The following is a 19944-nucleotide window of genomic DNA, read 5'->3' on the forward strand; positions in this document are numbered from 1 at the left end:
GGGGCGACGGCCGTTCTATGCCTGGGGCGCCTGCACTTCCAGCCGCATCTCGCTCCACTCGTCGAAGAGCTCGAAGCCCATGGCCTCGTTGATGGCGAGCATGTGGGCGTTGGACGTGGCGTTCCAGGTGATGATCCGGTCGAGGTGGGGCTCCCGCTCGCGCAGCCAGAGCAGGTTGTCGACCTTGAGGAGCAGCCCCAGGCGGTGGCCCCGGTGCTCGCGCAGCACGGTCGTGTCCGCCTGGTGTCCCCAGCCGTCGGAGCGCTCCGCGTCGAGCAGGATGCGGGTGTAGCCGGCGGGGGCGCCGTCGGACGTACGCCGGGCGATCACCGTGTAGCAGGTGCGGCCGGTGATCAGGATGGCCTCCTCGCGGATGCGCAGGCGGTCGACGGAGAAGTTCATGTCCTCGATGTCCGCGTCGCGCGGGGCGTCGTTCATACCGCCCATCAGCGCGGACAGGTCGGGCAGCAGTTCGGGGCCCGCCGGGCCGACCCAGCGCTCCAGGTGGTAGCCGGCCGCCTCCGGCCGCATCCGCTCCAGGGCCGCCCAGTCCGCCGTACGCAGGTCGAGCGTGCGGCGGGCCTCCTTGAGCGCGACCGACATCCCGTGCGCGGTGGCGAAGCGGGCGGCCACGCCGGCGGCGGGCGTCTCGGTCAGGAGCAGCGTCCGGCCATGGGCGCGCATCCGGTCGAGGGCGTGCGCGAACAGCGCCGAGCCCAGGCCCCGGCCGCGCCGCTCGGGCCGCACCACGAGGGGGAACAGCCAGCCCATGTGCGTGTTGTCGTGCTGGGGCAGGGTCAGCGCGTAGCCGCCGGCCACCTTCCCGCCCTCCGTCGTCACCCACGCCTCGGACCGCTCGCCCGGACCGCCCGTCCTGACCAGGTAGGAGAACCAGGGGAGGGAGAGCATGGGCCCCGGGTCGTCGTCGCTCCCGGTCACGAACGCGTCGTACAGGCCCTCGATGAGGTCGCCCGGGTGATCGAGATCGATCGGCTGGATGCGCATACGCCCCAGCAAAACGTACGCGGGCCGCTGCCTGCCAGCGAATTTACGGCACGCTCACTGGCGGTAGTTCTCCACCTCGCCGACGGGGCGCGCGGCGGCGCCGTCGGGGTCCGCGCCCGCGCTGCGCCTGGCCCGGCGCTGCCTGAGCAGATCCCAGCACTGGTCGAGGGCCGTCTCCAGCTCCTTGATACGCGTGTGCTCCTGGTCGGAGGTGACCTGGCCGGCGGAGAGCCTGTCGCGCAGCTCGTGCTCCTCGGTGACCAGGGCACTGATCCTGGTGAGAATCTCGTCGTCCCGCATGCCCAAGACTCTAATGCTTGCGTGATAGAACACGCCCTATGTCTGGTATTGCGCTGGTAAGGAAGCCCGGCCCGCGGCTCGCCGAGGGCATCGTCACCCACATCGAGCGGGAGCCGGTGGACTGCGAACGGGCCGCCGCACAGCACGACGCCTACGTGCAGGCACTGGCCGGCGCCGGGTGGCGGCCCGTGTACGTGCCGCCCGCCGACGACCTGCCCGACGCGCCGTTCGTCGAGGACACGGTGGTGGTGTCGAGGCGGCTGGCGGTGCTGACCAGGCCGGGCGCGCCGGAGCGGCGGCCCGAGGTGGAGTCGGTGGCGGAGGTCGTACGCGAGCTGGGCATGAGATCGGTCAGGATCGCGCCGCCCGGCACGCTGGACGGCGGCGACGTGCTGCAGACCGGCCCCACCGTGTACGTGGGCAGGTCCGCCCGCACCAGTGCCGAGGGGATCACGCAGCTGACCGCCCTGCTCCCCGACCGCCGGGTCGTGCCCGTGGACATGAGCGGGGTGCTGCACCTGAAGTCGGCGGTGACGGCGCTGCCCGACGGGACGCTCATCGGGGACCCGCGCCGCGTGGACCTGCCCGGCCTGCTGGTGCCGGAGGAGGAGTCGGGGGCGCACGTGGTGCCGCTGGGCGGCGACCGCGTCCTGCTGGCCGCGTCGGCGCCGCAGACCGCCGCCATGCTCGAAAAGCGCGGATTTATCGTGACAAAGGTGGACATTTCGGAGTATGAGCGGCTCGAGGGTTGCGTGACCTGTCTCAGCGTCCTGATCGCGGACTGATGTTTCTCAGGATCTGAGATCCGGGGCGGTGCATCCCGAGGCGTCTGGTAGCGTTCATGGCATGCTGCGCGGGCTCCTTCTTAGCTGCCGCGGCGGGGGCCTCTAAGGCCGGCTCCCTCGCCGCGGAGCGAGCCATGCGCGTCGGCCGCTTTCTTCCGCAGACCGACGAGGAGCATCAGACATGACCGCCCAGCAGCCCAGCCGCATGCCGATCCATCGTTACCAGCCGTTCGAACCCATCCGGCTGACCGACCGCACCTGGCCCGATCAGGTCATCACCAAGGCGCCCCGCTGGTGCGCGGTGGACCTGCGCGACGGCAACCAGGCCCTGATCGACCCGATGGACTCCCACCGCAAGCTCCAGATGTTCGAGCTGCTGGTACGCATGGGCTACAAGGAGATCGAGGTGGGCTTCCCGGCCGCCTCGCAGACCGACTTCGACTTCATCCGGCAGATCATCGAAGAGGGCCGGATCCCCGACGACGTGGCCATCCAGGTGCTGACGCAGGCCAGGCCGGAGCTGATCGAGCGCACCTTCGAGTCGATCGAGGGCGCCAAGCAGGCCATCGTGCACCTGTACAACTCGACCTCCACCCTCCAGCGCCGCGTCGTGTTCGGCCAGGAGAAAGAGGGCATCACCGCCATCGCGGTCGAGGGCGCCAAGCTGGTCAAGAAGCTCGCCGACGCCACCGACGTGGACGTCCACTTCCAGTATTCGCCGGAGTCGTTCACCGGCACCGAGCTGGAATACGCGGTCGAGGTGTGCGACGCGGTCAACGAGGTGTGGCAGCCCACCCCCGACCGCAAGGTCATCATCAACCTGCCGGCCACGGTCGAGATGGCCACCCCCAACATCTACGCCGACCAGATCGAGTGGATGCACCGCAACCTCAAGCACCGCGACTCGATCGTCCTGTCGCTGCACCCGCACAACGACCGCGGCAGCGCCGTGGCCGCCGCCGAGCTGGGCTACATGGCCGGCGCCGACCGCATCGAGGGCTGCCTGTTCGGCAACGGCGAGCGCACCGGCAACGTCTGCCTGGTCACGCTGGGGATGAACCTGTTCTCCCAGGGCGTCGACCCCGAGATCGACTTCAGTGACATCGACGAGATCCGCCGCGTCACCGAATACTGCAACCAGCTGCCCGTGCACCCGCGCCACCCGTGGGGCGGCGAGCTGGTCTACACCGCCTTCTCCGGCTCCCACCAGGACGCCATCAAGAAGGGCTTCGAGCACCTCGAGCGCGACGCGGCCACGGCCGGCGTGCCGGTCGACGAGTTCACCTGGGCCGTCCCCTACCTGCCCATCGACCCGAAGGACATCGGCCGCACCTACGAGGCCGTCATCCGGGTCAACAGCCAGTCGGGCAAGGGCGGGGTCTCGTACATCATGAAGGCCGACCACCAGCTCGACCTGCCGCGCCGGCTGCAGATCGAGTTCTCCAAGGTCGTCCAGGCCCGCACCGACGAGCAGGGCGGCGAGATCAGCCCGGCCGCCATGTTCGAGATCTTCCGCGACGAATACCTGCCCAACCCGGCCAACCGCTGGGGTCGCCTGAGCCTCATGGCCCACCGCCACGAGTCCACGGTGGACGACAAGGACCGCATCAGCGCCGACGTACGCGTCGACGGTGAGATCCGCGAGATCGCGGGCACCGGGAACGGCCCGATCTCGGCGTTCATCGACGCCATCGCCGGGGTCGGCATCCAGGCGCGGGTCCTCGACTACGTGGAGCACGCGATGAGCGCCGGCAGCGACGCCAAGGCCGCCTCCTACCTGGAGTGCGAGATCGGCGGGAAGGTGCTGTGGGGTGTGGGCGTCGACGCCAACACCACGACGGCCTCCCTGAAGGCCATCATCTCCGCGGTCAACCGCGCTTCCCGCTGATGATGTGAGCGGTCCCCGCTCCTCCGCCCGAACTGTCTGATCACGGGCCTCCTCCCGCTCCCCTGCAAGGACCTTCGCCGAGGGCTTGGGGGAGCGGGGCCTCCCGTCGTTCGGACACGCCGCCCGACCGCGCGACTCCCGCGGCGGGAGTCGCGCTTCCCGCGCCCTCTCCTTTCGCGGCTCTTGCGCTGCGCGGCTCTTGCGCTGCGCGACCCCTGCGGTGTGTGGCCCCTGCGCATTGCGGCCCTTGCGCTTCGCGCCCCTGCGCTTTGCGGCTCTCGCCCTTCGCGCGCTCACGCTTTGCGGCCTTGCGCCCTATGCTTCCGCCTCACTCCCTCGCGGGCCCTGGCGGCTCGCGCGCCTTGCGCTCTCCCTGCCTCGCACCCGCCTTCCCCTGAAGGGCCTGTGCCGAAGTGCCGGGGGTGTGTGGTGGCGGTTCTCCCGGGCGGGCCTACGGGAGGTCACGTCCTTCCGCCGTCTCCGGCTCGCGCACCACACCCGTGCGGGCGCAGCGCGGGGCCGGTGTGCCGCCTGACCAGAGGGATCCCGCCACACAGTCGCCGCTCGCGTCCGTCCCCTCTGGCAGGACATGTGCCGGAGCGGGGGTCGGGTGTGGTGGCGGGGCGGAATGGGGTACGGCGAGGATCGTCGTGCCTCTCCCTTGTGTTAGTGAACGTTGCGTTTCTATGGAATGAACCCTATGCTCCTTAGAGAACGGTTCGTTCTCTAAGGAGCGGCGCCATGGGCTTCGTGCTGTCGGGTCTGATACTGGCGATGTTGCTGGGCGCGCTCGACCAGACGATCATGGCCCCCGCGCTCCCCGCCGTCGCCGGTGGGCTCGGCGGGCTGGAGCAGATGCCCGCCGTCGTCACCGCCTACTTCGTCGCCGCCACCGTCGTCATGCCCGTCTACGGCAAGCTCGGCGACCGGTACGGACGCAAGCCCACCATGCAGGTCGCCATCGTCGTCTTCGTGACCGGTGCCGTGCTGTGCGCGCTGGCCACGTCGATGCCGCAGTTCATCGCCTTCCGCGCGATCCAGGGGGTGGGCGGTGGCGGGCTGATGATCGGGGCGCAGGCGATCATCGGGGAGATCGTGAGTCCCCGGGACCGAGGGCGTTACCTCGGGTTCATCGGGGCGGCGTACGTCGTGGCCGCCGTGGGCGGGCCGCTGGTCGGCGGGTTCTTCATCGACCGGCTGAGCTGGCGGTGGATCTTCGCCATCTACCCGCCACTCGGACTGCTGGCGCTGGTCGTGCTGAGTCTCACGCTCAAGCTGCCGCGACCCCGGTCGCGGGCGCCGCTCGACGTCGCGGGGGCCGTCACGCTGGCCGTCGCCGTGGTGGGCGTGGTCATGGTGGGGCAGACCAGGAATCTCGCCTACCTCGCGCTGGCGGCGGCCGGGGTGGTGGCGTGGCTGGTCAGCGCGCGGTACGCCAAGGATCCGATCCTGCCGTTGCGGCTGTTCAGGGACCGGGCGTTCGCGGTGCCCGTGCTGATCAGCCTGGTCATCGGGTTCGCGCTGTTCGGGACGGTCACGTACATGCCGGCGTACGTGCAGATCGCCCACGGCACCAGCGCCACCCAGGCCGGGCTGCTGGTGACCGCGCTGATGGGCGGGGTGCTGCTGACCACCGTCGTGTCGGGGCGGCTCATCACCCGGACCGGCAGGTACAAGCCCTACCCCGTCGCGGGCACGGCCCTGGCGGCGGTGGGGCTCGGGCTGATCGGGCTGACCGCGGCCTCGACGGCCGGGCTCGTTCTCGCCATGTCGCTGACCGGGCTGGGGGTCGGGCTCGTCATGCAGGTGATGGTGCTGGCCGCCCAGAACGCCGTGGAGTATGCCGACCTGGGCACCGCCACCTCGTCGGTGACGTTCCTGCGCCAGATCGGGGCCTCGGCCGGGGTCGCGCTCGTGGGCGCCCTGATCACGCTGCGGTCGGGCATCTCCAGCACCTCGCCGTCGAACCTGCCGCCAGGCGTCCGCCAGGCGTTCGCCGAGGCCGCGCCGCCGGTGTTCGCCGCCATGGCGCCGCTGCTCGCCGTGGCGTTCGTCCTCGCGCTGGCGCTGCCCGCGCGGCCACTCCGCACCACCTCATACGTCGAGGAGAGACAGTGAAACTCGTCGCACCCCTGAACGCCTTCGGCCGGGGCGACCTGGCCATGGCCGGCGGCAAGGGCGCCAACCTGGGCGAGCTCGTCAGGAACTCCTTCCCGGTCCCCGGCGGGTTCGTCGTCACCACGCACGCGTACGAGCTGGTCGCCCAGGGCCGCAACACCCGGGCCGCCTTCGAGCGGGTCGAGCTGCCCGACGACCTGCGGCAGGAGATCGTCGTCGCCTACACCGCGCTCGGCGGCGGCCCTGTGGCCGTACGGTCGAGCGCCACCGCCGAGGACCTGCCCGGCGCCGCGTTCGCCGGCCAGCAGGACACCTACCTCAACGTCGTCGGCGAGGCGGCGCTGCTCGACGCCGTACGCCGCTGCTGGGCCTCGCTCTTCACCGACCGCGCCATCGCCTACCGCGCCAAGCTGGGCATCGACGACTCCGAGGTACGGATCGCGGTGGTCGTGCAGAGCATGGTCGAGGCGGACGTGGCGGGCGTCATGTTCACCGCGAACCCGGTCAGCGGCGACCGGGCCCAGATCGTGATCGACGCCAGCAGCGGCCTGGGCGAGGCCGTCGTGTCCGGCCTGGTCACGCCGGACCACTACGTGCTGCACCCGTCGGGGAGGGCCGACTTCACGCCCGGCCGCCGCGAGGTGGTCATCCGGGGCACGGCGGGCGGCGGCGTCACCCGCGAGAGCGGCACGGGCGAGGGCGCCGAGCGGCTGCCCGACGCGGTCCTGGCGGAGCTGGGCCGGCTGGGCCGCGAGGTGGCCGCGCACTTCGGCCGCCCGCAGGACATCGAGTGGGCGTACGCTGGCGGCCGCGTCCGCCTGCTGCAGGCCCGCCCGATGACCGCGCTGCCGCCGCCCCCGGTGGGCAGGCTCAACCCGGTGCAGCGCCGCCTGGCCACGGTCCTGCTGGAATACCTGCCCGAGCGGCCGTATCCGATCGACATGTCCACCTGGGTCCCGTACGGCCCGGCCGGGCTGATGGGCAAGGTCCTGGGCGCCTTCGGCGTGCGGCGCGCGTTCGAGGGTTTCCTGCGCGAGGAGGACGGCGTCGTCTACCAGCTCCTGCCGCCCGCCCCGCGACCCACGGTGAAGGTGCTCGCGACGCCGTTCCGGCTGCTGGCCAAGGCCAGACGGTACGACCCCGCCCGGTGGACGCGGGATCCGCGTTTCCGCGACTACCTGGCGGCGATCGAGGAGCTGGGCGCCCGCGACCTGGGCGCGATGTCGTGGGCCGAGCTGCGACGCGTGCCCAGGCAGGCGCTCGCCCTGGTGACGCCCGTCGCCGACCTGCGGGTGGACTACCTGCCGGGCTTCGGGCTGGCGATGCTGCGGCTGCTGGTGACGGCCCGGCTGCTCGGGCGGCGGGCGCTGTTCGGCGACCTGCTGCACGGGGCGCGTACCCGCACCACGGACACCAACCGGGCGCTGGAACACCTGGCCGAGGTGGCCAGGCGCACGGGAGCCCTGGACACCGAGCCGCCGCCCGCCGAGTTCGCGGACGCGCTGGCGGCGTTCCTGGCGGAGTACGGCCACCGCGAGACCGCGAGCCCTCTCCTCGTCACCGTGCCCACCTGGGGCGACGCCCCCGAGGTCGTCCTCGACCTGGTCAGGGTGCTGGCCGCCGGACCGCCCCCGCAGAAGGAGCCCGACGACGCCCTCGAACGCCTGCTCGCCCACCCCCTCCTGCGCTCGAAGCGCCGCCGCGCCAGGGTCGCGCGCTGGGTGGCGGCGGCCCGCGCGGGCGTCGCCTTCCGCGAGGACAGCCACTTCTACTTCATGATGCCGCAGCCCGTCCTGCGCAGGTCGTTGCTGGAGATGGGCCGCCGGCTGCGCGCGGCGGGCGTGCTCGGGCAGCCGGAGGACGTCTTCCACCTGCGGCTGGAGGAGCTGGAGGCGATCGCGGACGTGGCCGCCCTGCGCGGGGAGGAGGCCGACCGGCTGCGCGAGACCGTCAGGGCGCGGGCGGCCAAGCGGGAGGAGCTGACCGGGGTGCGGCTGCTCGATCCCGCCGCGGTCTTCCCGGCCTCCGATCCGGGGGACGCGCTGGTCACAGGGGCGCCGGCCGGCGGGGGCAGCGCGACGGGGCCGGTGAAGGTGATCAGGACCCCCGCCGAGTTCGGCCGGCTCGCCGCCGGCGACGTGCTCGTCTGCCCGTACACGAACCCGTCGTGGACACCGCTGTTCCAGCAGGCGGCGGCCGTGGTCGTGGACACCGGGGGCACGGCCTCGCACGCGGCGATCGTGGCCAGGGAGTACGGCATCCCGGCCGTCATGGGCACCGGCACGGCGACGTCGGTGCTGGTGGACGGGCAGGTGGTCACCGTCAACGGAGACACCGGCACGGTGACCGGGCAGGCGGTGACCGCCCACGACGGTGCGGTCACGGACGCTCCCTAAAATTGCCACCATGGTCACCGACCACCGCAAGCAGCCACGGCGCCGGGGCGAGGCGCTCAGCGCCGCCATCTACCAGGCCACGCTCGACGAGCTGGCCGAGGTCGGCTATGCCGGGCTGACCATGGAGCGCGTCGCCGAGCGGGCCAAGGCCAGCAAGGCCTCGCTCTACCGGCGCTGGCCCACCCGCATCGAGCTGGTGATGCAGGCGGTCTACCAGTCGCTGCCCAAGCCGGAGAGCTCGCCCGACATGGGCAACCTCCGCGACGACCTGGTGGCGATGCTCACCCGTACGGCGCAGGCCCTGTCCGGCCCGGCCGGAGAGGCGATGCGCGGGCTGCTCGGGGAGGCGCTCAGGGGCGAGTCGCCGCTCGGCAGCATGCGGCGGAACTCGCAGGGCGTCAGCAGGAAGCTGATGGAGGAGGTCGTCCGCCGCGCCGTCGAGCGCGGGGAGGTGGATCCGGCGGACGTCACCCCACGCCGGCTCGACGCCGGGCACGCCCTGCTGCGCCACCACTTCCTCTTCGAGGGGCCGCCCATCCCGGACCGGCTCGTGGTCGAGATCGTGGACGAGGTGCTCGTGCCCCTGCTCAAGCCGGCCCGAAGCTGACGGCCCCCGCCCCGCCGCGGCCGGACAAGCCTGGTCGGCGGGGTGGTCAGGCGAGGCTGAGCTCGCCCACGGTGGCGCGGCCCTGCCGGAGCGCGCTTCTCGCGACCAGCGCGGTCATCCCGATGCTGACCAGCACGCTGGCGGCCATGGCGATCAGGAACCGCGGCGACGCCTGGGTCAGGCCCATGGCCAGCAGGACCCCGATGGCCAGCCAGCCGATCGCGTTCAGGATGGCCGCCACCGCGAGCGTGTTGCCGCTCGCCCGCACGTCGGGCACGAGGGCGGGCGCCTTGGCCGCGATCGAGGGCAGCGGCAGCACCAGCGCCAGCACGATCGGCCCCATGAAGCCGCCGAGCATGGCGTGGCCCAGCGGCCCGACGGGAAACCCGAGGTCCTCGAAGGTCATGCCGTAGTACATGGCGCAGAACCCCCAGATCGGGAGCGCGAGGAGCGGAGCGGTCGCGACCACCCCACGCGCCCTGCCCCGGGTGACGGCACCGGCCGACGGCCGCCACGAGGCGGCCAACGAGGTGAGCAGCAGCGGCACCACCGAGAGCACGCCCATCGCGGCCGCCGCGATGAACAGCGACGTCGCCGCCTTGGCCAGCTGCTCGGCGATTGGCCCCAGGCTCGCCGCCTGGGCCCAGACGCCGTTGAGGCTGGTCATGTCGCGCACGCCGGGATTCCACAGATTGAGCAGCCCGTAGCCGGCGACGGGCAGCAGCAGCGGGAGCGGGATCCTGATGGGATTGGCCCCGGGGATGTGCCGCCGGTGCAGCCACGCGTCGGCGGCGCCGCCGGCCAGGTCGAGCACCGTGCGCGCGCGTACCGGCCGCGCGGCGACCAGGTCGGCGACCTCCTCGCCGTAGCGCTGCCTCCACACCTTCGGGTAGCAGGCCAGCACGACCTTCGCCAGCGTCCTCATCATGCCTGCCCCCAAGTCGTCACGTCCGCCCCTGAGCCACCCGCCTGACAAACCGTCATGCCTGCCCCCAGGAGACGCGTCTGACCCCCGCCTGCTCGACGCGGCGGAGCGTGGCGAGCTGCTCGCGCAGCGCCTCCCGCCCGCCCTCGGTGATCCGGTACGGCTTGCGCCGCTCCGCCGACCCCACCGGCTCGATCCAGCCCCGCTCCTCCAGCCGCATCAGCGCCCCGTAGAGCGTGCCCGGCTCCAGCGACGTCCCCGAGAACTCCTCGATGTCGCTGATCATCCGGTAGCCGTGCTTCTGCCCTTCCGCGAGGCTGATGAGCACCAGCAGCGCCACGTCCGTGAAGCGGCCGAGCTCCTGTGTCCTGCGTGCCATGTATTCAGTAAAACTTAGTAAGTCCTACTGAGCAAGCCCCATCGTGTCGCCCATCAGCCCCATGGCATGCCCGAACGCCGTGCCCCGGTCCTCGATCGCATTGTTGAACTGGCCGAACACCTCGAAGTTGACCCACCCGTACAACGTGGTCCACGCCGTGAGGGCCAGCCAGATCACGCTGTCGGGCACCTCGGGCATGAGTGCGCGGAAGTTGGCGGAGTCCGGCCCGAGCTCGGGCGGGGCCTCGGTCTCAGGGGTCCGCAGCGCACCCGCCCGCCAGGCGTCGGCGATGATGCGGCCCAGCACGGTGACGTCTCGTACGCGGGCCGCGATCGTGTCCTGCGGCGCCTGGTAGCCGGGCACGGGGGAGCCGTAGATGAGCGCGTACTCGTGGGGGTGGGCCACCGCCCAGTCGCGCACGGCGTGGCAGGCCGTCAGCCATCGCTGCCGGTGGGCCGCGCGCGGGCACGTGGCCTCGGCCCGCTCGACGGCCTCGCCGAGCGCGTTGTAGCCGTCGATGATCAGCGTGGTGAGCAGGTCGTCGCGGCTCGGGAAGTAGCGGTAGATGGCCGAGGAGACCATGCCCATCTCGCGCGCCACGGCCCGCAGCGACAGGCCGCCGGCCCCTTCGGTGGCGAGCTGGCGGCGCGCGATGTCGGTGATCTCCCTGGTGAGCTCGGCCCTGACGCGTTCTCTGGCGGTTCGGCTGGCTGTCATGTGAAGCAGATTATCAGAGCGGTGTAAAAAATCGAGAGCACTGCTCTTGACGATTGGTGCTCTTTTGAGAGAGCATTGCTCTCGTAAGCGAACACCACTCACGGAGGCCCGGCATGCTCGCCCTCGCCAAGAACGCCAACGCCCTGCTGATGTTCCTGCTCGAGCTGGGCGTGCTGGCCTCCGTGGCCTACTGGGGCTTCACGGTCAGCCCCAACTGGATCATCAAGCTGCTGGCGGGCCTCGGCGGCCCGGCGCTGTTCGTGGCAGCCTGGGCGCTGTTCGGGGCGGGGGGCGGCGCGAACGCCACCTACCCGCTGACCGGCCTGGCGCGGGCCGCGCTGGAGATCCTCTGGTTCGGCGGCGGCGCCCTCGCGCTCTACGCCTCCGGGCTGGTCACCTCCGCTGCCGTCTTCTCCGCGCTCTTCGTTCTCAACGCGGTTCTCCGCATCGTCTGGAAAGAGGTCTGATCATGGGTAAGCACGTCGTCGTGGGTTCCGGCCAGGTCGGTACGCATCTGGCCACCAAGCTCATGGCCCAGGGGCACGAGGTCGTCGTCGTGACCCGGTCGGGCAGCGGCCCGGCGGGTGCGGTCAAGGTGGCCGCCGACGTCGCGGACCGGGCCCGGCTGACCGAGGTCACCAAGGGGGCCGACGTCCTGTACAACTGCGTCAACCCGAAATACCACCGCTGGCTCACCGACTGGCCGCCGATGGCCGCGTCGTTCCTGGGCGCCGCCGAGGCCACCGGCGCCGTGTACGTGATGCTCGGCAACCTCTACCCGTACGGCCCCGTGCCGGGTCCGATGACCGAGGACCTGCCGCTCGCCTCCACCAGCCCCAAGGCCCAGGTCCGGGCCAGGATGTGGGCCGACGCGCTGGCCGCGCACGAGGCCGGCCGGATCAGGGCCACCGAGGTGCGCGGCTCCGACTACTTCGGCCCCGGCGCCACCGACCAGTCCTACCTGGGCGACCGCTTCCTCGTGCCGCTCAGGGCGGGCAAGACCATCCAGCTGGTCTGGCCGGCGGACATGCCGCACAGCTGGACGTACCTGCCCGACGTGGCCGACGCGCTGGTCGTCGCCGGGAGCGACGAGCGGGCCTGGGGGCGGCCCTGGCACGTGCCCACCGCCGAGCCGCTGACCTTCCGGCAGCTCGGGGAGCGCATGGCCGCGCTGCTCGGCCGGCCCGCGCCCCGGATGACGCAGCTGCCGTGGCCGGTGGTCAGGGCGGCCGGGCTGTTCTCGCCGATGATCGGTGAGATGCGGCACATCCGCTACCAGTTCGTCGCGCCCTACGTGCTCGACTCCTCGGCGTTCCAGAGCACGTTCGGCGTCGCGCCTACCCCGATCGCCCAGGCGCTCAAGGCTACGCTCGACGGGTGAAGACAGCGCTGATCGGCCTGGGCGACATCGCGGAGAAGGCCTACCTTCCCGTGCTCGCCGCCCAGCCCGCCCTTGACCTGCACCTCTGCACCCGCAACGAGACCCGGCTGGACCGGCTCGGCGACGCCTACCGGATCGCCGCCCGGTCCACCAGCGTGGACGAGGTGATCAAGGCCGGGGTCGAGGCGGCGTTCGTGCACGCCGCCACCGAGGCCCACCCGGAGATCGTCGAGCAGCTGCTCGACGCCGGGATCCACGTCTACGTCGACAAGCCGATCGCCTACACCCTGGCCGAGTCCGAGCACCTCGTACGCCTGGCCAGGGCCGGCGACAGGTCCCTGATGGTGGGCTTCAACCGCCGCCACGCCCCCGGGTACGCCGGGCTGGCCGCCCATCCCCGGCACCTGATCCTCATGGAGAAGAACCGCGACAACCACCCCGACACCCCCCGACGGGCGATATTCGATGACTTCATCCACGTGGCGGACACCTTGAGGTTCCTCGCCCCGGGCCAGGTCACCGGCACGTCCATCAGGACCCGCGTCAAGGACGGCCTGATCGAGCACATCGTCCTGGAGCTGTCGGGTGACGGGTTCACCGCCATCGGCGTCATGAACCGGATGAGCGGCGCCGGCGAGGAGAGCTGCGAGGCCATGGGCGACGGCGTCAAGCGCCGGGTGGTCAACCTCGGCGACGTCATCGACTACCGGGGCGGCGAGACGCTCGCCAGGCGGCCCGACTGGGTGCCGGTGGCCAGGCAGCGCGGCATCGAGCAGATCTGCCTGGAGTTCCTCGCGGCCGTGCGCGAGGGCCGCCGGATCGACGCCGGTGACGCCCTGGCCACCCACGCCCTCTGCGAGGAGATCGTCAGGGCGACGGAGTGAGCCGCATCGCGCGGTCGGCCCTGGCGAACATCCGCTCGAACGGCCGGCGCCCCAGCCGGGTCAGCACGGTGTAGCCCTTCGCGTCGCTCAGCGGGCTGGAGGAGGACACGACGCCCGCGACCGAGCCGCCGTACAACGCGGGGCCGCCGCTGCCGCCGGCGGCGGCGTGGCAGTTGCGCGTGACCATCAGGCCCGGCCCCTGCGAGATGCCCTCGACCGTGTCGCCCAGGCACCGGTACATCGTGGTGCCCGGATAGCCCTTGCCCACCGGATAGCCGAGCAGCTCCAGCCCGCGCAGCTCGGTGCCCCGGGAGGTGGGCATGGGCGACAGGCCCCGCCCGGTCACGTCCTCCAGCGGGCGCTTGCGGCGGACGACGCCGACCAGGCCCACGTCGTACGGCAGCAGGTCCGGCGAGTACGGCCGCGTGCGCCACCGGGCCGGCACCCACGTGCGCACGACCGGCCAGACCCCCAGCCGCGGCCGCCCGCGGTCGTACCCGGGCAGGAAGGCCAGGTGCTTGAGCAGCCGCCCGTCGTGGTACAGGCAGTGCGCCGCCGTCAGCACCAGGCTGCGGCTGCGGCTGCCGATCACCGTGCCCCCGCACAGCACGTCCGTCTTGGCGACCGGATCGTGGCCGAGCAGCACCCCCGCCAGCCGCCGCGCCCCCGTGTACGGGCGCGGGACCGGCGCGTAGCCCAGGCGGTCGCCCTCAGGGGTGAGCACGCGGGGAACGGGGACGTTTCGTTGGGACACCTCGGTGACGGCGGCTGGATCGAGCAGGACCAGAGACAGCACCAACCTGAGCACCTTCCCACTCTAGGACGAAGATGATCAGTGCTCTGACCTGCGACATCAATGTTTACCCTAACTTGTGTACGCGGAACCCAGCGCGCGCAGGCGAGCGTGCGCGGACTCGTAGACCGGTGCCCGCGCCACGTACGCCTTGGGCAGCTTGGCGACCATCGTGTAGTTGGTGTCGCACACGTTCCCGACCGGCGCCTGCCCGGCCTGGCTGACGAGCTGGTAGGCGTCGAGCGTGTCCAGCCCGGTCAGCTCCGAGGTCCAGGTGACCAGGTCGTGCTGGCTGATCCGGTACGCGTCCTCCAGCGGCCTGGCCGACCCCGTGGACATCAGGTGCAGGTCGTCCTCCAGCCGCGGCCACGGCGTGGCCACACCCTTGATCAGCTCGACCGCGACCACGGTGTTCATGGCCGACTCGACCGCCGTGCCGCACACCTCGCCGTGTCCCTGCAGCCCGTGTCCGTCGCCGATCGAGAACATCCCGCCCTCGACGTTGACACCCAGGTAGACGGTGACGCCCGCGCGCAGCTCGGGGGTGTCCATGTTGCCGCCGTGCGCGTCGGGGGTGATCGTCATGCGGGCCTCGTTCGCGCCGGGGGCGACGCCGACGGTGCCGTGCATCGGGTCCAGCGGCAGCTCCACGCTGAAGTCGCTGTTGCGGGCGTGGTAGACGGCCACGTTCCGCTCCAGGTCGATGTCGTAGCGCCAGACCCGCTCCTCCAGCGGCGGCTGGAGCATGGCCGTGGTGTGCGTCCCGGTCAGCGCGCCGAAGTGGGGGAACGTGGTGGACACCGCCCAGTCCCGGGCCGGCGTGATCTTGATGAAGTGCAGCGCCAGCGTGTCGCCGGGCTCGGCGCCCGCCACGTGGAAGGGGCCGGTCACCGGGTTGAGGTAGGGGAACTCGCACACCCGCGACGGCAGGTCGTCCACCGTACGGACCCGGCCGCCGAAGCAGTCCTCGGTGTACAGCTCCATGATCGTGCCCGGCCGTACCTTGCCGACGGCCGCGCGACCCCCGAAGGTGTAGCTCAGCTCTTCCGGCGAGGGATGGTAGGAGACGACGTTCACTTGACCTCCGACGGTAGGACGGGCCTGCGGCCCAGCAGATACGAGACGCCGAGGACGACCAGGCCGACGGCCAGCCAGACGCCGCCGACCCACTGGGCGGCGACGTTCTGGTTGATCACGACGGCTACCAGGACGCCGAAGCCGACCACGGGCGCGACCAGGTGCGCCCAGTAGTTGCGGCTGCGCTGCCTGACCGTGTAGTGGACGACCACGGCGATGTGCAGCAGCAGGAAGGCGGTCATCGCGCCGAAGTTGACCAGCGAGGCCAGCTCGGTGGCGCCGTTCTCCCTCGTGCTCATGAAGATGCCCACGACCAGCGAGATGGCGGCCACCACCAGCGTGGCGTTGACCGGCACCCGGTGCTTGTGGTCCACCTTGGCCAGGAAGCCCGGGAGTTGCCGGTCGCGGCCCATCGCGAACAGCAGGCGGGAGGTGGCCGCCTGCGCGACCAGCGAGTTGGCGAAGCCCCAGGCGATGGCGGTGGCCACGGCGGTGAGGACCCCCAGCCACGGCCCGCCGGCGAACGTGGCGGTGTCGTAGAAGGCGTTGCCCTTGAGGTCGCCCTGCGTGATCAGCTGTGCCCGGTTCGGGGTGAGCAGCGCCGCCACCCACGTCTGGACCACGAACAGCACGGCCGCCACCGCCAGCGCGGCCACCATGGAGCGGCCGAGGCGGCGGGCGTCCTCGCGGTTCTCCTCCGCCAGCGTGGAGATGCCGTCGAAGCCGAGGAACGACAGCACGGCCACCGACGCGGCCGCGAACGCCACGCTGAAGGTGAAGGAGGAGGAGTCGAAGAGCGGCGTCAGCGCGCCGGTCTGCGCCTTGCCCTGGGCCAGCGCGACGCCGCCGACCACGAGGAAGATCGCCAGCACCGCCAGCTCGGCCACCAGCATGATCCGGGTGATCCTGGCCGTCATCTGGATGCCCAGGTAGTTGATGACCGTGTTGAGCAGGACGAAGGCCACCAGCCACGCCCACACGGGGATCACCGGCACGAAGGTGTTCATGGCCATGCTGGCGATCAGGTAGAGCAGCGAGGGCACGAGGATGTAGTCCAGCAGGATCGCCCAGCCGGCCATGAACCCGACGGGGGCCGCGATGCCGCGCCCGGCATAGGTGTAGACCGAGCCGGCCATCGGGAAGGCCCGGGCCATGTGGGCGTACGACAGCGCCGTGAACGCCATCGCCACCAGCCCGATGACGTAGGCCAGCGCCACCATCCCGTGCGAGATGGAGAAGACGGAACCGAAGATGCCGAAGGGCGCGATCGGCACCATGAAGATCAGGCCATAGATCATCAGGTCGGCGAAGCCCAGGGAACGCTTGAGTTCCTGGCGGTAGCCGAACTGCTCGATTGTGCTCATGGACGGCTCCTAGCTGCTTGGGGGGCGATTCGCACCTTAGAGCCAAAGCTTTCTACTGAAAAGGTTTCTCTAGAAAGAAATCCAGGCCATCGGCCCGGCCGAGGTGGACGGGATGCCGTACCTGCCGATCGAGCAGCGTGAGCGTTCCGCGCGCGCTGGTGATCCGGGTGCCGTCGGCGACCGCGTCCAGCGCGGGCACCGCCAGCGAGCCGGCCCGCGCGCACAGGGCGGCCAGCATCGTGACCGCCTCGTAGCAGCCGTGCCCGTGGGCGTTGAGCATGGGGGCGTCCGCGCCGAACCGGGCCGCGTAGCGCTCGGCGAAGTCGAGGCCGGCCGAGGTGGGCAGGCCACGGAAGTAGCCCATGGACGAGTAGAGCTCGCCGGTGGCGTCGCCGCCGATGCCCAGCAGGCCGTGCTCCTCCAGCGCCCCGCACAGCCGGGCCGCCCCGAGCCCGGAGGCCGCGTACGCCCGGTTGAAGGCGATCAGGTCGCTGCCGATCAGCGTCAGCAGGATCGCGTCGGGCCTGGCGTCGGCCACCCGGTCCAGCCAGTTCACCGCCGCGCCGTACCGGACGAACCGCTCGCCCACCACGGTCGCGCCCGCCGCGCGCACCCGCATGCGGGCGCTGGCGTGCACCAGGCGCGGCCAGATGTAGTCGTTGCCCAGCAGGTACCACCGGCGCGCCCGTCGCGTGCCGATCAGCCACTCGATGCCCGGCGCGAGCTGCCGTTCCGGGGTCTCGCCGAGGAAGTAGACCCCCGGCGCGCGCCCCCCGCCCTCGTACGGCGGCGCGTACACGAACGGCACCCGCCCCGCGATCGCGGCCACCACCGCCACGCGCACGTCGCTCGCGTGGGCCCCGGCCACGGCCGCCACCGTGCCCGACCGGACCAGCCCGCCCACCTCGGCCCCCACCACCTGCGCGGGCCGGCCGCCGTCGACGAGGACCAGCTCGACCTGCCGCCCCAGCAGGCCGCCCCGGTCGTTGATCTCCTCGGCGGCCAGCACGGCGCAGTTGATCGCACACGGGCCCATCAGGCCGAGCACCCCGGACACGGGCACGACCAGGCCGATCCTGATCGAGTCAGAGGGGAGGAGCCGCGCTTCGAGAGGATCGACGGTCGCCGCCACGCCGACGAGTATCCTCCCTTCTAGCACCCCGACGAAAGGACCTTCTCCATGACCACCTCTGGGCTCGGGTCCTCACTCGCCTACCTGCTGAGCCGTGCGGAGCGCAGCGTCAACCGGGGGCTGGCGGCGGTGCTCTCCGGCGAGGACGTCACGGTCGAGCAGTGGCGCATCATGCGGGCGCTGGCCGACGGCCGGGGCGAGTCGATGGGCGAGCTCGCCGAGGCCGTGCTGATGCCGCACCCGACGCTGACCAAGGCCGTCGACCGGCTCATCGACCGGGCGCTGGTCTATCGGGGGCCGTCGACGGGGGATCGGCGGCGGGTGGCGGTGTTCGTCTCCGAGCGCGGGGCCGAGCTGCTCGCGCGGGTGGACGGGGCCGTGGCCGAGCAGCAGGGGGTGATCGCGCTGGCGTTCGGGCGGGAGCGGACCGATCAGCTCATGCGCGACCTGGAGAGCCTGGTGGAGGCGCTCGACTACGCCGAGCTCAGGGCCTGAGCTCGGCGTAGTCGAGCAGGCCCTGAACTCTTCGGCCGGGCGGCCGGCGCTCAGCCCTGCTCGCGCTTCTTGGCCACGTCCGTCCAGACCAGTGCCACCACCCCGGCCACCGCCACGCCCAGATAACCGGGCACGGGCAACTCCACCAGCCGGTGCAGGAACCCCCATTCGCGGTCGAACCACACCCGCCCGATGAACTCGCCCGACCCCTGAATGATCGCGATCACGGCGACGACGTTGATGAAACCTCTCATGCCGTTCAGGGTCCCAACGCGAGGCCCGCCCCGGCATCGAACCTTGGGCGGGCCCCGTGCTACTTAAGTCGCGCTCACGGGTAGAGGCCGCGCATCTGGTGCGCCTCGGCCACCCGGCCCACGCCGATGACGTGCGCCGCCTGCCGAAGCGTCAGGCCGCGCTCGGAGGCCAGCGACGTGACCTCGGAGAACGCCCCCAGCATGAGGTCGCGCAGCTTCAGCTCGACCTCGCCGGAGCTCCATGAGTAGGCCTGCATGTTCTGCACCCACTCCAGGTAGGACACGATCACCCCGCCCGCGTTGGCCAGGATGTCGGGCACGACCGTGGTGCCGTTGGCGGCGAGGATCTCGTCGGCCTCGGGCGTGGTGGGGCCGTTGGCGCCCTCGACGACCAGGCGGGCGCGGATCCTGGGCGCGTTGGCCTCGGTGATCGCGCCTTCGAGCGCGGCCGGGACCAGGATGTCCACGTCCAGCTCGAACAGGTCCTCGTGGGCCAGCACGTCGGCCTCCCGGAAGCCGCGCACGCCGCCGGTCTCGGCGACCCACGCGCGCAGCCGGGCGATGTCCAGACCTCGCGCGGAGTGAACGGCGCCGGTGGCGTCGGACACCGCCACCACCGTGCACCCGGCGTCGGACAGGAACTGCGCGGCCGGCCCGCCCACCTTGCCGAAGCCCTGCACGGCCACGGTCACGCCCTCCGGCGAGCGGCCGAGCGCGGCCAGGGCCGCGATCTGCACGCCGCGCGAGGTCGCGCCCGCACGTCCGAGCGAGCCGCCCAGCGTCGTCGGCTTGCCGGTGACCACACCGGGCACCGAGTAGCCGGCGTTGACGCTGTAGGTGTCCATGATCCAGGCCATGGTCTGCTCGTCGGTGCCGACGTCGGGCGCCGGGATGTCCTTCTCCGGGCCGATCAGCGGCAGGATCTCGTTGACGTAGCGGCGGGTCATCCGCTCCAGCTCGCGGGTGGTGAGCCCGGCCGGGTCCACGGCCACGCCGCCCTTGGCGCCGCCGTACGGGATGCCGACCAGCGCGCACTTCCACGTCATCCACATCGCGAGCGCGGTGACCTCGTGGATGTCGGTGCCGGGATGAAACCGGAGCCCGCCCTTGGCGGGGCCGCGCGAGACGTTGTGCTGGACGCGGAAGCCCTGGACGACGTCCAGGCGGCCGTCCTCGCGCCGCACCGGGACCGAGACGGTCAGCGAGCGGCGGGGCGTGGCCAGCATCGTGCGGAGCCCGTCCTCGAGCCCGAGATGCTCGGCGGCCTGGTCGAGCTGCTGGAGAGCGGAATCGAGGGCCTGACGGCCCGGGGTGATCAGGGCCGGCGTCTTTGACGGCACCATGATGCTCATGGAAGAAATTCCTCCTGTTATGTACGCCCTATTTGCGGAGAAAGCGCCATTGCCTTCCCCATTTGGGCGTTGTTGTCACGATCATCCTAGAG

Annotated in this window: 20 protein-coding genes; 9 read left to right on the plus strand and 11 right to left on the minus strand. The window is 71.6% G+C overall.

The window, feature by feature from the left end; all coding sequences use genetic code 11:
• Positions 1-15: 15 nt before the first annotated feature.
• Both AB0J69_RS29370 and AB0J69_RS29375 read right to left on the minus strand, forming a co-directional pair.
• Positions 16-1005, minus strand: a complete 990-nt coding sequence (locus AB0J69_RS29370) for a GNAT family N-acetyltransferase (RefSeq protein ID WP_364123497.1) — start codon at positions 1003-1005, stop codon at positions 16-18.
• Positions 1006-1059: 54 nt separating this feature from the next.
• The gene (locus AB0J69_RS29375) at positions 1060-1305 is read right to left on the minus strand and encodes a DUF2630 family protein (RefSeq protein ID WP_364123499.1); all 246 of its coding nucleotides are present in this window, start codon (positions 1303-1305) and stop codon (positions 1060-1062) included.
• Positions 1306-1343: 38 nt separating this feature from the next.
• On the opposite strand from AB0J69_RS29375, the gene ddaH reads away from it, so the two are divergent.
• The 5 genes from ddaH to AB0J69_RS29400 all read left to right on the plus strand — a co-directional run bounded on the left by ddaH (position 1344) and on the right by AB0J69_RS29400 (position 9099).
• The gene (gene ddaH, locus AB0J69_RS29380; protein WP_364123501.1) at positions 1344-2090 is read left to right on the plus strand and encodes a dimethylargininase; all 747 of its coding nucleotides are present in this window, start codon (positions 1344-1346) and stop codon (positions 2088-2090) included.
• 181 nt (positions 2091-2271) lie between these two features.
• Complete coding sequence (gene leuA, locus AB0J69_RS29385; RefSeq protein WP_364123503.1) at positions 2272-3978, plus strand: 2-isopropylmalate synthase; 1707 nt, start codon at positions 2272-2274, stop codon at positions 3976-3978.
• Between the two features lie 741 nt (positions 3979-4719).
• On the plus strand, positions 4720-6096 hold the full coding sequence (locus tag AB0J69_RS29390; protein WP_364123505.1) for an MDR family MFS transporter: 1377 nt from the start codon (positions 4720-4722) through the stop codon (positions 6094-6096).
• On the plus strand, positions 6093-8492 hold the full coding sequence (locus tag AB0J69_RS29395) for a PEP/pyruvate-binding domain-containing protein (RefSeq protein ID WP_364123507.1): 2400 nt from the start codon (positions 6093-6095) through the stop codon (positions 8490-8492). The genes AB0J69_RS29390 and AB0J69_RS29395 overlap by 4 nt, the downstream gene beginning before the upstream one ends.
• A gap of 10 nt (positions 8493-8502) precedes the next feature.
• Positions 8503-9099 (plus strand): TetR/AcrR family transcriptional regulator, encoded by a 597-nt coding sequence (locus AB0J69_RS29400; RefSeq protein WP_364123509.1) that lies wholly within the window; start codon positions 8503-8505, stop codon positions 9097-9099.
• Between the two features lie 46 nt (positions 9100-9145).
• Here the strand turns inward: AB0J69_RS29400 and AB0J69_RS29405 are convergent, their stop codons facing one another.
• From AB0J69_RS29405 to AB0J69_RS29415, 3 genes are read right to left on the minus strand one after another with little or no spacing between them, the layout of a single operon-like run.
• The gene (locus AB0J69_RS29405; RefSeq protein ID WP_364123511.1) at positions 9146-10027 is read right to left on the minus strand and encodes a hypothetical protein; all 882 of its coding nucleotides are present in this window, start codon (positions 10025-10027) and stop codon (positions 9146-9148) included.
• A gap of 52 nt (positions 10028-10079) precedes the next feature.
• Positions 10080-10403: a PadR family transcriptional regulator gene (locus AB0J69_RS29410; protein WP_364123513.1), complete on the minus strand. Its 324-nt coding sequence runs from the start codon at positions 10401-10403 to the stop codon at positions 10080-10082.
• Between the two features lie 24 nt (positions 10404-10427).
• Positions 10428-11120, minus strand: a complete 693-nt coding sequence (locus AB0J69_RS29415) for a TetR/AcrR family transcriptional regulator (RefSeq protein ID WP_364123515.1) — start codon at positions 11118-11120, stop codon at positions 10428-10430.
• Positions 11121-11233: 113 nt separating this feature from the next.
• Between AB0J69_RS29415 and AB0J69_RS29420 the strand changes: the two genes are divergently transcribed.
• From AB0J69_RS29420 to AB0J69_RS29430, 3 genes are read left to right on the plus strand one after another with little or no spacing between them, the layout of a single operon-like run.
• Entirely contained in the window at positions 11234-11587 is a 354-nt protein-coding gene (locus AB0J69_RS29420) for a YrdB family protein (protein ID WP_364123517.1), read from the plus strand.
• 2 nt (positions 11588-11589) lie between these two features.
• Positions 11590-12501 carry an NAD-dependent epimerase/dehydratase family protein gene (locus AB0J69_RS29425; protein WP_364123519.1) on the plus strand — a complete coding sequence of 304 codons (912 nt, stop codon included), beginning with the start codon at positions 11590-11592 and terminating at the stop codon, positions 12499-12501.
• Entirely contained in the window at positions 12498-13385 is an 888-nt protein-coding gene (locus AB0J69_RS29430; RefSeq protein ID WP_364123521.1) for a Gfo/Idh/MocA family oxidoreductase, read from the plus strand. Before AB0J69_RS29425 ends, AB0J69_RS29430 begins: the two co-directional genes overlap by 4 nt.
• Here AB0J69_RS29430 and AB0J69_RS29435 read toward each other — a convergent pair.
• The 4 genes from AB0J69_RS29435 to AB0J69_RS29450 all read right to left on the minus strand — a co-directional run bounded on the left by AB0J69_RS29435 (position 13369) and on the right by AB0J69_RS29450 (position 17751).
• Positions 13369-14181 carry a hypothetical protein gene (locus AB0J69_RS29435; RefSeq protein ID WP_364123523.1) on the minus strand — a complete coding sequence of 271 codons (813 nt, stop codon included), beginning with the start codon at positions 14179-14181 and terminating at the stop codon, positions 13369-13371. The two genes, AB0J69_RS29430 and AB0J69_RS29435, sit on opposite strands and share 17 nt — an antisense overlap.
• A gap of 69 nt (positions 14182-14250) precedes the next feature.
• On the minus strand, positions 14251-15255 hold the full coding sequence (locus AB0J69_RS29440) for an acetamidase/formamidase family protein (RefSeq protein ID WP_364123525.1): 1005 nt from the start codon (positions 15253-15255) through the stop codon (positions 14251-14253).
• Positions 15252-16619, minus strand: a complete 1368-nt coding sequence (locus tag AB0J69_RS29445) for an APC family permease (RefSeq protein WP_364123527.1) — start codon at positions 16617-16619, stop codon at positions 15252-15254. Before AB0J69_RS29445 ends, AB0J69_RS29440 begins: the two co-directional genes overlap by 4 nt.
• A 52-nt stretch (positions 16620-16671) precedes the next feature.
• Positions 16672-17751: a substrate-binding domain-containing protein gene (locus tag AB0J69_RS29450; protein ID WP_364123529.1), complete on the minus strand. Its 1080-nt coding sequence runs from the start codon at positions 17749-17751 to the stop codon at positions 16672-16674.
• Between the two features lie 48 nt (positions 17752-17799).
• Between AB0J69_RS29450 and AB0J69_RS29455 the strand changes: the two genes are divergently transcribed.
• The gene (locus AB0J69_RS29455; protein ID WP_364123531.1) at positions 17800-18246 is read left to right on the plus strand and encodes a MarR family transcriptional regulator; all 447 of its coding nucleotides are present in this window, start codon (positions 17800-17802) and stop codon (positions 18244-18246) included.
• A 50-nt stretch (positions 18247-18296) separates the two neighbouring features.
• On the opposite strand, the gene AB0J69_RS29460 is transcribed toward AB0J69_RS29455, so the two are convergent.
• Together AB0J69_RS29460 and AB0J69_RS29465 are read right to left on the minus strand one after the other, a co-directional pair.
• Complete coding sequence (locus AB0J69_RS29460; RefSeq protein ID WP_364123533.1) at positions 18297-18500, minus strand: hypothetical protein; 204 nt, start codon at positions 18498-18500, stop codon at positions 18297-18299.
• A 74-nt stretch (positions 18501-18574) separates the two neighbouring features.
• The gene (locus tag AB0J69_RS29465; RefSeq protein ID WP_364123535.1) at positions 18575-19852 is read right to left on the minus strand and encodes a Glu/Leu/Phe/Val dehydrogenase; all 1278 of its coding nucleotides are present in this window, start codon (positions 19850-19852) and stop codon (positions 18575-18577) included.
• Positions 19853-19944: the final 92 nt, after the last annotated feature.

The sequence above is a fragment of the Nonomuraea sp. NPDC049709 genome, from assembly GCF_040674815.1.
In the GTDB taxonomy this organism is placed as follows: Bacteria; Actinomycetota; Actinomycetes; order Streptosporangiales; family Streptosporangiaceae; genus Nonomuraea.

Excerpts from the sequence above, each read along its gene's own strand:
- AB0J69_RS29370 (WP_364123497.1), bottom strand. The coding sequence starts at position 1,005 with ATGCGCATCCAGCCGATCGATCTCGATCACCCGGGCGACCTCATCGAG.
- AB0J69_RS29375 (WP_364123499.1), bottom strand. The coding sequence starts at position 1,305 with ATGCGGGACGACGAGATTCTCACCAGGATCAGTGCCCTGGTCACCGAG.
- ddaH (WP_364123501.1), top strand. The coding sequence starts at position 1,344 with ATGTCTGGTATTGCGCTGGTAAGGAAGCCCGGCCCGCGGCTCGCCGAG.
- leuA (WP_364123503.1), top strand. The coding sequence starts at position 2,272 with ATGACCGCCCAGCAGCCCAGCCGCATGCCGATCCATCGTTACCAGCCG.
- AB0J69_RS29390 (WP_364123505.1), top strand. The coding sequence starts at position 4,720 with ATGGGCTTCGTGCTGTCGGGTCTGATACTGGCGATGTTGCTGGGCGCG.
- AB0J69_RS29400 (WP_364123509.1), top strand. The coding sequence starts at position 8,503 with ATGGTCACCGACCACCGCAAGCAGCCACGGCGCCGGGGCGAGGCGCTC.
- AB0J69_RS29405 (WP_364123511.1), bottom strand. The coding sequence starts at position 10,027 with ATGATGAGGACGCTGGCGAAGGTCGTGCTGGCCTGCTACCCGAAGGTG.
- AB0J69_RS29410 (WP_364123513.1), bottom strand. The coding sequence starts at position 10,403 with ATGGCACGCAGGACACAGGAGCTCGGCCGCTTCACGGACGTGGCGCTG.
- AB0J69_RS29415 (WP_364123515.1), bottom strand. The coding sequence starts at position 11,120 with ATGACAGCCAGCCGAACCGCCAGAGAACGCGTCAGGGCCGAGCTCACC.
- AB0J69_RS29420 (WP_364123517.1), top strand. The coding sequence starts at position 11,234 with ATGCTCGCCCTCGCCAAGAACGCCAACGCCCTGCTGATGTTCCTGCTC.
- AB0J69_RS29425 (WP_364123519.1), top strand. The coding sequence starts at position 11,590 with ATGGGTAAGCACGTCGTCGTGGGTTCCGGCCAGGTCGGTACGCATCTG.
- AB0J69_RS29445 (WP_364123527.1), bottom strand. The coding sequence starts at position 16,619 with ATGAGCACAATCGAGCAGTTCGGCTACCGCCAGGAACTCAAGCGTTCC.
- AB0J69_RS29455 (WP_364123531.1), top strand. The coding sequence starts at position 17,800 with ATGACCACCTCTGGGCTCGGGTCCTCACTCGCCTACCTGCTGAGCCGT.
- AB0J69_RS29460 (WP_364123533.1), bottom strand. The coding sequence starts at position 18,500 with ATGAGAGGTTTCATCAACGTCGTCGCCGTGATCGCGATCATTCAGGGG.
- AB0J69_RS29465 (WP_364123535.1), bottom strand. The coding sequence starts at position 19,852 with ATGAGCATCATGGTGCCGTCAAAGACGCCGGCCCTGATCACCCCGGGC.